The organism is Pelagibacterium lacus (assembly GCF_003345525.1).
GTDB lineage: Bacteria > Pseudomonadota > Alphaproteobacteria > Rhizobiales > Devosiaceae > Pelagibacterium > Pelagibacterium lacus.
In genome coordinates, this window is sequence record NZ_QQNH01000003.1 from 1 (window position 1) to 12303 (window position 12303).

Here is a 12303-nt window from a genome sequence, read left to right on the forward strand (position 1 = left end):
GCCTCCACTCCAGCCAGCATCTTGAATCACAAAACCATCAAACAGGGAATCCCATCGATTCAATCAAGCTGTGAAACACTCTAGCGGAGCACCGTGCTGCGAGGCGGGAAGTCGAATGGTAGCCGTCGCCTACCAATGTCGCCGCGCATGACGTAAAAGGTTCACGCCATGTCGATTTCGGGACTGCTGACTTGGTTCGGGGGTGTTGACATGGGACACGGGGACGTGGGGCTCCGAAATTCGTGCTCAAGGCCCCTCGTCGGGGTCCATATTCGGGCGGTTGCTTTCCATCAGCTTCGGCGCGGCGCCGGCGATCACCCCGCAGTTCTGCGGCGGCGCATGCCGGCCATGGCGAAGAGGGCGAGAGCCGCGAGCGCCAGCGGGACGAAGGAGAGCCACAGCACCATGCTCCAGCCATAGGCGTTCAGCAGGCCGCCGGAGAGGAAGGAGCCGATTGCCATGGTTCCGAAGACGATGAAATCGTTGAGGGATTGCACGCGGGCCCGTTCTTCCGGGCGGTGGGTTTCCAGCACCATGGCGGACGCGCCGATGAAGCCGAAATTCCAGCCCACGCCGAGCAGGATCAGCGTGCCCCAGAAATGGGCCACCTCGATCCCCAGCAGGCCGATCCCCGCCGAGGCACCGATAAGGGCGAGGCCGGAGAGCACCACATTGGAGGCGCCGAACCGCGTGATCAGCCGTCCGGTGAAAAAGCTCGGCGCATACATGGCGATCACATGCCATTGCAGCCCGTCATTGGCCGCCTCCTGCGGCAGGCCGCACATCAGCATGGCCAGGGGGGCGGCGGTCATCAGGAAATTCATCAATAGATAGGAGACCACCCCGCAGACCACCGCGAGGACGAAGCGCGGCTGCCGTGCGATCACCCCCAGCGGTCGGCCTCCGGCCCGTTCCTCAAGGCTCGGGGCGGGCAGGCGCACGCCGAGGAGGACCAGTGCGGAGACCGCCGCCACGGCCGCCTGCGCCAGGAAGGTCGCCGCAAACATGTGTGGCATCCACAGATACATTGTGTGCGTGACCAGTTGCGGGCCGATCACACCGGCGAACACCCCGCCGGCCATGACCAAGGAGAGGGCGCGGGGCCGCTTTTCCGGTTCCACGCAATCGGCGGCCGCGAAGCGGAACGAGAGCACCACGGCCGCATAGGCGCCGCCGAAGAAGGTCGCGAGGCAGAACAGCCAGAACGAGCCGACGAGAACTGCCAGCGCCGAGAGAAGGCCGACCAGCACCCCTGCTCCCGTTCCGGCAAGAAAGGCCGCGCGGCGGCCGTAGCGCTGGGCGATGGCGCCCGCGGGCAGGGTGCAGGCCGCCATGCCGACGACGAAGATGGAAATCGGCAAGGTCGCCAGTGCGGGATCGGGCGCCAGCGCGTTGCCCACGACGGAACCCGTGGCATAGACCACCACCGAATTGGCCCCGGCCAGCGCCTGGGCGATGGTCAGTCGCGCGACATTGCCGCGCCCATGGAGGTAATGGGCGGCATCGAGGGGGTCGAGCTCGGGGCTCGTGGCAGCTTGCGACATGGAATGTTCAACCTGAAAGAAAGCAGTCAGCGTTCAAAGAAGAATTGTCAGGGATGCTGGGCGACCTCGACGGCGAGTCCCGCCGCCTTCCATTCGGGAAAGCCGTCTTCCAGCCGCAGAGCATTGAACCCGTTGGCGCGCAGGGCAGCGACGGCTTCGGCCGCGTAGATGCAATAGGGGCCGCGGCAATAGGCGACGATTTCGGCAGCGGCGGGGAGTTCGCCCAACCGTTCCTCGAGCTCGCGGAAGGGAATGTTGCGCGCACCGGGCAGATGCCCTTGGGCGAATTCGTCCGGCGAACGCACATCGAGCACCGTCACCAGCCCCGCCTGCAACCGTTCCACCAGCGCCTCGCGTGAAATCGCCTCCAGGCTATCGCGGGCGGTGAAATAATCGTCCATCACCCGGTTCACCTCGGCGATGTTGCGCTCGCCCACCCGGCCCAGGGCGCCGATCAGCGCCACCACCTCGGTATCGCCGGCAAGGCGGTAGAGCACTTGCTTGCCGCGGCGCTTGGTCTCCACCAGCCGCGCCCGGCGCAGGATCTGCAGATGGCGCGACGTGTTGGCAAAGCTCATTCCCGATTGTCCGGCCAGCTCGTCGACCGAATGCTGGCCCTGGGCCAGCGATTCGAGCAATTGCAGCCGGTTCGGATGCCCCAGCGCCTGGGCGATCTCGGCCAGATTCTCGAAAACGATCCATTTCGGACGCGGGTTGGGCATCGGTTCCATCAATAGCTTATTCATCAGAATGATTGAATGTTGCTAGCAAGACGGCATCCGAAGCGCAATCCCCGGAAGGTCGAAGCAGGTGCTCAGCGCTACTGATCGACGGGCGGCGCCGATGACGCGGCTTCGATTTCCTCGGCCACCAGCCGTTGCAGCGACCAGATATAGTCGTCATGGATGCCGAATCTTGCCAGGCCCTGGACCGTGCGCAGAAGATATTCCGCGCCGGAGCCGGCGGCTCCCGCCGCCCGGGCCAGCCTTCGCGCCTGTTCCTCCAGAGTGAGATCGGCCAGTTCGGTGCCGATAGGATTGGCATAGAAGGTGAGCGCCTGTTCGCGGCCCTGCTCTGTATCGACCTCGATCCAGCAGGCATTGCCGCTCAGTTCATGGGCGACGAGCTCCCGGCGCAGGACGGTGCGCAGCGATTGCGCCTCGCTTTCATCGTCGATGCCAAGGAGCATCCCCTCGCAACTGCCGCCCGACGCGAGGGCGAGCATCAGCCCCGGCCGCTCGGGCGTGCCGCGAAAATGGTCCAGCGAGATCGAGAATTTCCGGTGCCATCCGATGGCGGTGGCGCGGCGCCAGGACTGGACGGCAAAGCCGGGGTTCCAGATCAGCGATCCGTAGGCGAACACCGAGAGCGGCCGCGGCCGGCCCCGGGTGAGATGATCGGCCAGCCGGTCGAGATCGGCATCCTCGAGCATCCGCCAGCGCGGATCGTGCAATCGTCCTTCGGCGGGGACCACGCGGGCCAGATGGTCGTCGCTTAGAATGATGGGGGCACAGGTGGACATGGCGTTCCGGCAGGAATGCACACTCCGGCCAGAAGCGGGAGGGTGCAAGGATTGGGGTCAGGAGTGGATGATGCCATAGAATGGGAGACTGGAGAAGTCGACCAAACCGCCGCCGCAATAGTCCGGATAGGTGGCCTGGCAGCAGGGTAGTATGTTAGACTAAAGTCGCATAATGCAAAAAATATGAAACTTTGAGTAGCTTTAGGGCTTGGAACTGGCGGGAGGATGACGTTACACTCCCCCAACCCGCGTCGCGTCAGGCGCCTGGAAGAGCTCCAACCAGATTGTGGAATATACAATGATCAAGACTCTATTCATTGCAGCCTTCATGATGGCGGCTGTGCCGGCGTTCGCCCAGGATACACCTGCGGCCGACGAGGCCGCGCTGAGCGCAGAGGCCATGGCGCTGGCCAAGACCAATTACGACGATTTCTGCGCGGCCTGCCACGCGGCCAATGGCAGCGGCGATATCGGCCCGAGCCTGCGCGGCAACGGCAAGCTCGCCGACGCGGCCTTCGTCTATCGTCAGATTGCCCAGGGCGGCAGCGAAATGCCCGGCTTTGTCGACGTGCTGAGCACGGACGAACTGCTGGCGCTGGCCACCTATGTCCGGACCAATTTCGGCAATGATTACGGCCCGGTCACCGAAGAAGACGCCGGTCTCGCCGAATAAATGTGCGACAGGGGCCATCGGCCCCTGTTTTGCTGTGAAACTGTCATCGTCTTAGACGAAAGTCGAAGACCTCTCCACTTGCCGGACTCCGGCAGTATGCATTTGTATCTCAATAACTTAAAGGAGGAGGACTCTATGCTGAAAAAGTTTGGTTTAGCCATTATGGTAGCGGGCTTGACCGCTACCGGCGCAATGGCCCAGGAGGCCACGCAATTTGGTGACAAGCTCGGCTTCATGCCGGTCTCCAACACCAACCGCCCGCTGATCGGCGGCACCGGCGACGTCCAGGCAACCCTCGACGGCAGCACGCTGACCATCACCGGCGAATATTCCGGTCTGCGCGGCGATGCCACGACCCTGTCCATTCACTCGGCCCCTCCGGGCCAGGCCGGTCCCGAGATCGCCAGCATCGACATTGCCGGCGGCACCGAGGGCGAGTTCAGCGGCACCCTCGAGCTCGACAGCGAGCAGCTCGAGCTGCTGCAGTCCGACAATCTCTATGTGGTGGTCCGGACGTCGCGCAACGACAATGGCGAACTTCGCGCCTGGCTGATGTCGCAGGCAGGTGAATGAGTATGATGAGAGAGCAAAGCACAACGATAAGGGAGCGGCATACCATGAGGATGGTTGGTAAACTCGGTCTGGCGGCAGCATTGCTGGTGTCCACCAGCGTCGCCGGTACGGCGGTCACTGCCTTTGCGCAGGACGGATCGCCCTATGTCACGGACGACACGCTGCGCGACCCCAATCCCGGCGATTGGCTGCAGTGGCGCCGGACTTACGATTCGCACGGTTTCAGCCCGCTGGACCAGGTGAACAGGGACAACGTCACGGACCTGGAACTGGTCTGGTCCTGGGCCATGGAGCCCGGCACCAACCAGCCCACGCCGCTGGTGGCCAATGGCATCATGTATCTGCCCAATCCGGGCGATATCGTGCAGGCCTTCGACGCCGCCTCGGGCGAGCTCCTGTGGGAATACCGCCGCGACATCCCCGAGGATGCCGGCCTCGGTCGTCCCTCGCGCAACGTGGCGCTGTATGAAGACAAGATCTTCCTGACTTCCGATGACGGCTTCGTCGTCGCCCTGGACGCCCAGACCGGCGCCCTGGTCTGGGAGACCGAGCGTGCCGACTATACCGGGGGTTATTTCACCTCGGCCGGCCCGATCGTGGCCAATGGCATCGTGATCGCGCAGATCAATGGCTGCCAGAACTTCACGGAAGAAGGCTGCTTCATCACCGGGCACGACGCCGACACCGGCGAAGAGCTGTGGCGCACCTCGACCATCGCGCGTCCGGGCGAGCCCGGCGGCGATACCTGGGGCGACCTGCCCTACGAACTGCGTGGCGGCGGCGACCAGTGGATCACCGGCAGCTACGATCCCGAGCTGAACCTCTACTATGTGGGCATCGCCCAGGCCAAGCCGTGGGTTCCCTCGAGCCGTGGCCTGACCACCGAGGACGATGCGCTCTATACCGGTTCGACCCTGGCCATCGTGCCCGAGACCGGCGAAATCCGCTGGTACTTCCAGCATTCGCCCGGCGAAGCGCTGGACTGGGACGACATCTTCGAGCGTCAGCTCATCGACATCGACGGCCGCAAGACCGTCATGACGATCGGCAAGTCGGGCATCCTGTGGAAGCTCGATCGCGAGACGGGCGAATATATCGAACATTCGCACGTCACCTACCAGAACGCCTTCGAGTCCTTTGACGAGAATGGCCGTCCCACCTATCGTGAGGACATCCGCAACGCCCAGGTCGGCGACACCGTCTCGGTGTGCCCGAGCACGGCCGGCGGCCATGACTGGCCCCCGTCGAGCTACTACGAGCCGGCCAATCTGATGATCATCCCGCTCAGCCAGACCTGCATGGAAATCCAGGGTCGCGAAGTGGAGATGGTGGTCGGTTCGGGCGGATCGGCGGCTGACCGCTGGTTCTTCGAGATGCCCGGCACCAACGGCAATCTCGGCAAGCTCTCGGCCATCGACGTCACCACCATGGAAGAAGTGTGGAGCGTCGAGCAGCGCGCGTCCTACCTGACGGGCATTCTCTCGACCGCTGGCGGGGTCGCCTTCGCTGGTGACCTTGACCGCTACTACAAGGCGCATGACGCCGAAACCGGCGAAGAGCTCTGGTCGACCCGTCTGCCGACTTCGGTGCAGGGCATGCCCATCACCTATGAAGTCGATGGTCGCCAGTACATTGCGGTCACCACCGGCCTCGGTGGCGGCAGCCCGCGCAACGTGCCGCGGCTGGTTTCGCCCGAAATCGTGCACCCCAATGTGGGCAACGCCGTCTACGTGTTCGCCCTGCCCGAGAGCAACTGATCCGGGCATCGGCACCAAGGCATGATGAAGGGGCTACGGCCCCTTCATTCGTTTAAATACTGCCCGGCCAACGGGCGGAGGAACCGCGAAGGCGGGGGCAGGCGGGCGCGGCCGGCACAATGGGTTGGAGCGGTTCCGAGGAGAGCCGCCAAGGAGGATTGCGAATGACTGTTCGATTTGGATCGTGCCTGCTCGGTCTCGCCCTGTCGTTGAACATTGGCGGGCAGGCGCTCGCGCAGGTGGCCATGCCCTATGTGCCGCCCGAAATCTATCAGGAGCGGCGCTGGATCAGGGGCAGCGAACTGACCTTCTGCCTGTGGTCGGTCAGTCCGACCATCGAGATCGATCGCCGCATCGGCCAGGAGATCGGCAACGCCCTGCTGCTGAACGTGAAATTCTATGAGTACACCAACACCGTCGCGCATCGGGAGGACGATTTCTGGGAGGCCGTACTGATCCAACTCGGTCAGCATTGCGATGCGGTCATGGGCTTCACCCTGGGCGAACAGATTTCGGCCGATTGGCTGATCCCCTCGCGTGCCTATTATGAGGCACCCTATGTTCTCGCTGTCGCCAACCCCGAATACGACAGCCTCGGCGAAATCCCGGCGGGCCTGCCCGTTGGCTCCATGATGTCGAGCGCGGTAGACCAGGCGTTTATGGAATATCTCGGCCTGCTGCCCAAGGAACAGCGCTGGATACGCTTTCCCGTGCCCAGCTACGTTCCGGTCGTCAATTATCTCAAGGATGGGCGCATCGAGGGCGCCTTGATCTGGGCCCCTTTGATCCATAGCCAGACCGAGGGCGATCCAGAAGGGCAGGGCATCCGGCTCGTGCCGATCGATCCCATCCGCGCCGACCCGACCCCGATCGGCATGATGATGCGCGAATACAACGTGTTCCTGCGCGACCAGCTCGACCAGGCCATCCGGTCGTTGGCCGAGGACGGCATCATCGACGAGATCCTCGCCGAGGCCGGGCTGCCGGGCAGCGCTGGGAACCAGTAGTCGCGCGACACCGACAAGCCGGGGGGAGAGTCTCGTCATGTTCACCGATCTTTCGCTGGCGGTCCTCATCCAGCGCGTGGTCGCCATCATCGTTATAGCCGGGGTGCATGGCTGCATCCTGGCCGGCATCGCCCGCCTTCTGGGCGATCGCACGCCGCAATATGACGGGCGCCTTACCCTGATGCCCTTCAAGCATCTGAGCCTGTTGGGTTTGGTGTCGGCCATCGCGGCGCGGGCCGGCTGGATCGAGCCCATGGACCTCGACCCCGCCCAGATGCGGTGGGGCCGCTGGGGGCTGGTGGTGTGCGTCTTCGTCAGCCTCGCGCTGCTGGCGCTTTTCGGCGTCGTGGTGCTGAACCTCCGTCTCGCCGTGCTCAGCGTCGTCGATCCCGGCGCGGCCATGTATGTGATCGCCGGCATGACGGTCACCGGCGAGATGGCGCTGTTTTACGCCCTCTTCAACCTCATCCCGCTTCCTCCCCTGACCGGGGCGCACCTTTTGACCGCGGCCAAGCCCGAATGGGCGCAGGTGCTGACGCGCCAGACCCGCTGGCTGGCCATCGCCCTGGTCGTCGTGATGATCCTGACCCGAGGCACCTGGCTCGACCCGGTGGTCCGCGCCATTCGCGGGGTGGTGGGCTAATCGACCGGGTCCGGTTCAATGGCGTCGATACCCTCGGAGAGCGTGGCCTCGATGGGTTCCATGGCGTATTTGTCGAGCAGCGCCTGCATGGTGCCGTCCCGCTCCATGTCGCCCAATATGCCCTCGACCGCCTGCAGCAGCGTGACGTCGCCGCGCCAGAAGCCATAGCCGAGCTGGTAGCGCTCGAAGGGTTCGGGCAACCAATGGGCCACCCAGTCATTATGGGCGGCGATCTGCTGGCCCGATAGCGCCTCGGTGACAGCGGCGTCGACGGTTCCCTCGCGCAATTGCCGCGCAAGGTCCTCCTCGGACTGGGCGACGTGCATCTCGCTGCCCAGGGCGCGCAGATACCGCGACAGCCCAATGCGATCGAGCCCGGTCAGCCCGGAGAACACCGCGACCCGCCGGCCGTCCAGTGAGTCGATGGTCTGGGGCGCCAGCACCGTCCAGCCGGTGCTGAGCGGCCCGGGGGCGGTATCGAGGAAGGAGCGCACGCTCTGGGACAGCACCACCCCGCCGGCCAGGATCTGGCACTGGGCCCGCGTCACCCGCCAGTTGCGCGGATTGAAGTCGCGTCCCATGGCCGAGCTGTAATTGAGCATCAGCCGCACCCCCAGGCGCGAGGCCACCTCGCCGAGCACGTCGACGTCGAAGCCGGGATTGGCCGGATCGCCGGTGACCAGTGGCGGATAGAGCCGCGGCAGGCACACCGACAGCCGATTGGCCGTGCGCACCTCGTGCAGCGAGGTGTCGGGGGGCAGGAAATAGGCGCCGAGCAGCAGCCCGAACATGATCGCCAAGGCCCCCAGGTCCCGCACCAGGCCCGAAAGCGGCTTGCTGTGCTTGGTTTCGCTCGATGTCCGGCCGGCCAAAGCGTTTCCCCTCAGGCCCGGTTGAAGTCGATGAGCGCCAGGGTGAAAAAGCCCACCGCCATGGCGCCCATGATGATCAGCCCCAGCATGGGATCGAACTGGTTGAAGCCGATAAAGGTGCCCCGGAAGGCGTCGACCGCATAGGTCAGCGGATTGATCGACACGAGGAAGATCAGCCAGTCGGGATAGAGCACCGCCGTCTGCGCCCGGGTGAGGGCCGGATCGAGCGGGAAGATCGAGCTCGAGGTGAAATAGAGCGGCAGGATCACCGCGTTGGAAAACACCCCGAAGCCCTCGAAGCTGCGCACCCGGTTGGCGATGATGATGCCGAACGAGGTCAGCCCGAAGGCAAGCAGGAACATCAAGGCAAGGCCCTGCACCACATTGAGCCAGCCCATGGGAATGTTGGCGAAGCGCGCCAGCACCAGCACCAGGCTGCCATGCAGCACGGCGATGGTGGTGCCGCCCAGGATCTTGCCCAGCAGCACCGCCCAGCGCGGCATGGGCGAAACCAGAACCTCGCGCAGGAAGCCGAATTCGCGGTCCCAGATCACCGACACCGCCGACTGCACCGAGGTGTACATGATGTTGAGCATGATGATGGCGGGGAAGATGAACTGCACATAGGTATAGGGGATGACGAAGCGGACTTCCCCATAGACCTCGCCGCGGAAATAGGGGTTGAGCCCGATGCCCATGATCAGCAGCCACAGGATCGGCCGGCTGACGCCGCCGATCAGCTGTCCACGGTCGCGCAGGGCGCGTTTCACCTCGCGCAGCCAGATGGCGTAGATTCCTCCGAGCAGCTTCAATGCAGTCTCCGAATGCTATTATGAGTGGCGCGGCCGGACGGCCGAAGTGCGCACACTGATGCGGGCGGGGTCATGGGCGGGGAAACGTGACAGGCCATTCACTCCGGCTCCAGGTCGCGGCCGTAGAAATCCGAAGCCGGGTCGGTGAGCACCAGCGTGCGGATGCGGTTCCACAGATAGTCGCGCAATTCGATGAAGCGGGGCTCAGACCGCATTTCGAAAAGCTGGCGCGGCCGGGGCAGTCCCACATCGATCACCTCGAGGATGCGGCCGGGGCGCGGTCCCATCAGGACGATCTTGTCGGACAAGGCGATGGCCTCGTCGACGCTGTGGGTGACGAACAGCACCACCGAACCCAGACGCGACCAGAGCCGCATCAGCTCGGTCTGCATCAGTTCGCGGGTCTGGGCGTCGAGCGCCGCGAAGGGTTCGTCCATCAGGAGGATCTTGGGTTCGGGGATCAGCGCGCGCGCCAGGGCCACCCGCTGCCCCATCCCCCCCGACAATTCGCCGGGATAGGAATCGGCGAACCGGGTCAGTCCGACCAGGTCCATATAGCGCCGTGCCCGCTCGCGCCGCTCGGCACGGCCCAGCCCGGTGGGCAGAAGCGCGAACTCGATATTGGCGCTTACCGTGGCCCAGGGGATGAGGCGGAAGGACTGAAATACGAAGCCGGTTTCGGGACCCGGCCGGGGCGGATGCCCCGACACTGCGATGCGCCCGCTATCGGGCGCGATCAATCCGTCGGCCAGCCGCAGCAACGTGGTCTTGCCGCAGCCCGAGGGGCCGAGCAGGCTGATGAAGGTGCCGTCATCGGCCGACAGCGAGATATCGGCCAGCACCTGCGTCTTCTGCCCGGCCCGCTCGAAGCTCTTGAAGACGTTCTCCAGAACGATGCGCTGCCGCCCCCGGTCCGGGGGCGCCGCCGATGCAACCGGGGCGGGGGCGGCACTGCTCATCGGGCCGGCTGATCCATGGCGTCGTCGACGCCTAGCTCGGCGAGCACGGCGTCGATGGGTCCGAAATCGACCCAGCTTTCCAGCGCCACGGGCGGCAGGTCGGCGAATTCCTCGCCCTCATAGAGCGAGGTGACCGTATAGTCGAGTTCGTCGGCGCTCATGCCGCCATTGACGCTCCAGCTCTGGGTGAAGGATTCGGCCAGCGTGGCCAGTTCCTCACGGTCCATATGCGGCAGTTCGGTCGCCATGGCATCGACCCACAATTCGGGATCGGCGGCGAAGTCGCGCGAGATATTGACCAGCGCCCGCAGCACGCCCATCACCTCGTCGCGGCGCTCCTCGAGCACCGTGGTGGTCACCGCGTTGACCTTGTTGACCACCGGCGCGGCGGCATAATAGTCGTCGGCCGAGACGAGGACATGCAGCCCCTCCTTGTCGGGCAGCGTGGTCCACACCCCGATGGAGACCGTGGTGGCGTCGATCTGGCCCGCAGCCAGCGCCTGGGCGCGCACATTGGGCTGTCCCAGGCTGACCAGCTCGATCTGGTCGGTGTCGACGCCCTGGCTCTCGAGCACCTTGACGCTGAGCGTGTGGTCGAGGCTGCCCACCCGGCCGACGCCGAAGCTGTGGCCGCCGAGATCAGCGGCCGTGGCGATCGAATCCTTGGCCGCGATCAGGAAGGGCAGCGATTTGTTGGGCGAGGCGACGGCGCGCAGGTCGTCGGTGCCGCGTGCGGTGAGCTGGAGCAGCGCATCGACGCCGATATTGGCCATCTCGCCCTCGCCGGCCTGCAGCGCCGCGATCGCCATGGGCGTCTGCTGCACGCGCACCAGTTCGACATTGACGCCCTCGCGCTCGTAATAGCCCAGCACATGGGCCAGATCGAGCACGGAATTGGGCACCAGCGGCACCTCGAGATGGGTAACGATCAGGCGGAACGGCGCATCCTGCGCCATGAGCGGGGTGACCGACAAAGCGGCAAAGACAAATCCGAGAGCGGCTTTAAGGCTTCTAGACATGACGTGTTCCTCCTGTTGCCCGGCCAGAGTATCCGGCGTGTGCGCATCGGCCGGCGGCTCGGGGCACTATGCGCCCAAATTCAAAATCTTGCTAGACGAAGGGGACCTTGCCGATCCCCTTGTCCGTGCCTCGATCGCCGTCCGAATCCGTTCCGGATCGGCGATTTTCATGGGTCACCCCGCTGTCTTCCAGCCGCTCAGCCGGCTTTCGAGCAGGCGCAGGGTTTCGGTCACCACAACCCCGATCATGGCCAGGGTCAGGACGACGACGAAATATTCCTCCATACGGAACGAATTGCCGTAAATGGCGAGAAGCCCCCCCAGCCCGGTCACCGCGGTATAGAGCTCGGCGACCACCGTGTTGATCAGCCCGATCGTGGCCCCCAGCCGCAGGCCGACTATGATGAACGGCACGGAGCCGGGCAGCACGATGCGCACGAAGATGCCCGTCCGGCTCAGCCCGACCGAGCGCGCCATCTCGATCAGTTGCGTATCCACGGCCAGCACGCCGGCATAGGTGTTGATCAGGATCGGCATGATGGCGCCCAGAAGCACCACGGTGATCTTGGCCTCGAACCCCAGCCCGAGCAGGGCGATGATCAGCGGAATGAACGCCACCCTGGGGGTGGCCGACAGGGCATAGACATAGACTTCGAGCGTCTTGCCCAACAGCCTTATGCCGCCCATGACGATGCCGAGCGGAATGGCGATGACGATGGCGAGGAACAGGCCGGTCAGATAGATCGACAGGCTGGCCCCCAGGGCTCCGACCAGCCGTCCGTCGGCCAGCATGGCAGTGCCCGTATGGAAGGTGGCCAGCGGCGAGGGGATCAGGTTGCGCCCCACATTCATCGAGGCGATCTGCCACAGCGCGATCAGAAGGACCATGAACAGCACGCGATAGACTGTCGTCACGGGGCGC

The 12303-nt window shown here is 64.7% G+C and carries 13 protein-coding genes; 5 read left to right on the plus strand and 8 right to left on the minus strand.

From position 1 onward, the window contains the following. Positions 1 to 314 precede the first annotated feature (314 nt). The 3 genes from DVH29_RS02975 to DVH29_RS02985 all read right to left on the minus strand — a co-directional run bounded on the left by DVH29_RS02975 (position 315) and on the right by DVH29_RS02985 (position 3066). On the minus strand, positions 315 to 1544 hold the full coding sequence (locus tag DVH29_RS02975; protein ID WP_114644679.1) for an MFS transporter: 1230 nt from the start codon (positions 1542 to 1544) through the stop codon (positions 315 to 317). Between the two features lie 47 nt (positions 1545 to 1591). Continuing rightward, positions 1592 to 2266 carry an ArsR/SmtB family transcription factor gene (locus DVH29_RS02980; protein WP_114644860.1) on the minus strand — a complete coding sequence of 225 codons (675 nt, stop codon included), beginning with the start codon at positions 2264 to 2266 and terminating at the stop codon, positions 1592 to 1594. Positions 2267 to 2364: 98 nt separating this feature from the next. Beyond that, on the minus strand, positions 2365 to 3066 hold the full coding sequence (locus tag DVH29_RS02985) for a gamma-glutamylcyclotransferase (RefSeq protein WP_114644680.1): 702 nt from the start codon (positions 3064 to 3066) through the stop codon (positions 2365 to 2367). 298 nt (positions 3067 to 3364) lie between these two features. On the opposite strand from DVH29_RS02985, the gene DVH29_RS02990 reads away from it, so the two are divergent. The 5 genes from DVH29_RS02990 (at position 3365) to DVH29_RS03010 (ending at position 7719) form a co-directional block, all read left to right on the plus strand. After that, positions 3365 to 3739, plus strand: coding sequence for a c-type cytochrome (locus tag DVH29_RS02990; protein ID WP_114644681.1), 375 nt, complete (start codon positions 3365 to 3367; stop codon positions 3737 to 3739). Positions 3740 to 3913: 174 nt separating this feature from the next. Continuing rightward, entirely contained in the window at positions 3914 to 4312 is a 399-nt protein-coding gene (locus DVH29_RS02995) for a CHRD domain-containing protein (RefSeq protein WP_158541535.1), read from the plus strand. A gap of 44 nt (positions 4313 to 4356) precedes the next feature. Then, positions 4357 to 6069, plus strand: a complete 1713-nt coding sequence (locus tag DVH29_RS03000; protein WP_158541536.1) for a pyrroloquinoline quinone-dependent dehydrogenase — start codon at positions 4357 to 4359, stop codon at positions 6067 to 6069. 164 nt (positions 6070 to 6233) lie between these two features. Further along, positions 6234 to 7076: a substrate-binding periplasmic protein gene (locus DVH29_RS03005; RefSeq protein WP_158541537.1), complete on the plus strand. Its 843-nt coding sequence runs from the start codon at positions 6234 to 6236 to the stop codon at positions 7074 to 7076. Between the two features lie 37 nt (positions 7077 to 7113). After that, entirely contained in the window at positions 7114 to 7719 is a 606-nt protein-coding gene (locus tag DVH29_RS03010; RefSeq protein WP_114644685.1) for a zinc metalloprotease, read from the plus strand. On the opposite strand, the gene DVH29_RS03015 is transcribed toward DVH29_RS03010, so the two are convergent. The 5 genes from DVH29_RS03015 to DVH29_RS03035 form a co-directional block, all read right to left on the minus strand. Beyond that, positions 7716 to 8591: a substrate-binding periplasmic protein gene (locus DVH29_RS03015; RefSeq protein ID WP_114644686.1), complete on the minus strand. Its 876-nt coding sequence runs from the start codon at positions 8589 to 8591 to the stop codon at positions 7716 to 7718. The genes DVH29_RS03010 and DVH29_RS03015 overlap by 4 nt on opposite strands. A gap of 11 nt (positions 8592 to 8602) precedes the next feature. Next, complete coding sequence (locus DVH29_RS03020; protein WP_114644687.1) at positions 8603 to 9403, minus strand: ABC transporter permease; 801 nt, start codon at positions 9401 to 9403, stop codon at positions 8603 to 8605. Positions 9404 to 9501: 98 nt separating this feature from the next. Beyond that, positions 9502 to 10362: an ABC transporter ATP-binding protein gene (locus tag DVH29_RS03025; protein ID WP_114644688.1), complete on the minus strand. Its 861-nt coding sequence runs from the start codon at positions 10360 to 10362 to the stop codon at positions 9502 to 9504. Beyond that, positions 10359 to 11381, minus strand: coding sequence for an ABC transporter substrate-binding protein (locus DVH29_RS03030; RefSeq protein ID WP_114644689.1), 1023 nt, complete (start codon positions 11379 to 11381; stop codon positions 10359 to 10361). The genes DVH29_RS03025 and DVH29_RS03030 overlap by 4 nt, the downstream gene beginning before the upstream one ends. A gap of 174 nt (positions 11382 to 11555) precedes the next feature. Further along, positions 11556 to 12296: an ABC transporter permease gene (locus DVH29_RS03035; RefSeq protein WP_245944862.1), complete on the minus strand. Its 741-nt coding sequence runs from the start codon at positions 12294 to 12296 to the stop codon at positions 11556 to 11558. Positions 12297 to 12303: the final 7 nt, after the last annotated feature.

What these genes read in the sequence shown, in the direction of transcription:
- DVH29_RS02975 (WP_114644679.1), bottom strand. Translation starts at nt 1,544, where the DNA reads ATGTCGCAAGCTGCCACGAGCCCCGAGCTCGACCCCCTCGATGCCGCC.
- DVH29_RS02980 (WP_114644860.1), bottom strand. Translation starts at nt 2,266, where the DNA reads ATGCCCAACCCGCGTCCGAAATGGATCGTTTTCGAGAATCTGGCCGAG.
- DVH29_RS02985 (WP_114644680.1), bottom strand. Translation starts at nt 3,066, where the DNA reads ATGTCCACCTGTGCCCCCATCATTCTAAGCGACGACCATCTGGCCCGC.
- DVH29_RS02990 (WP_114644681.1), top strand. Translation starts at nt 3,365, where the DNA reads ATGATCAAGACTCTATTCATTGCAGCCTTCATGATGGCGGCTGTGCCG.
- DVH29_RS03000 (WP_158541536.1), top strand. Translation starts at nt 4,357, where the DNA reads ATGAGGATGGTTGGTAAACTCGGTCTGGCGGCAGCATTGCTGGTGTCC.
- DVH29_RS03005 (WP_158541537.1), top strand. Translation starts at nt 6,234, where the DNA reads ATGACTGTTCGATTTGGATCGTGCCTGCTCGGTCTCGCCCTGTCGTTG.
- DVH29_RS03010 (WP_114644685.1), top strand. Translation starts at nt 7,114, where the DNA reads ATGTTCACCGATCTTTCGCTGGCGGTCCTCATCCAGCGCGTGGTCGCC.
- DVH29_RS03025 (WP_114644688.1), bottom strand. Translation starts at nt 10,362, where the DNA reads ATGAGCAGTGCCGCCCCCGCCCCGGTTGCATCGGCGGCGCCCCCGGAC.
- DVH29_RS03030 (WP_114644689.1), bottom strand. Translation starts at nt 11,381, where the DNA reads ATGTCTAGAAGCCTTAAAGCCGCTCTCGGATTTGTCTTTGCCGCTTTG.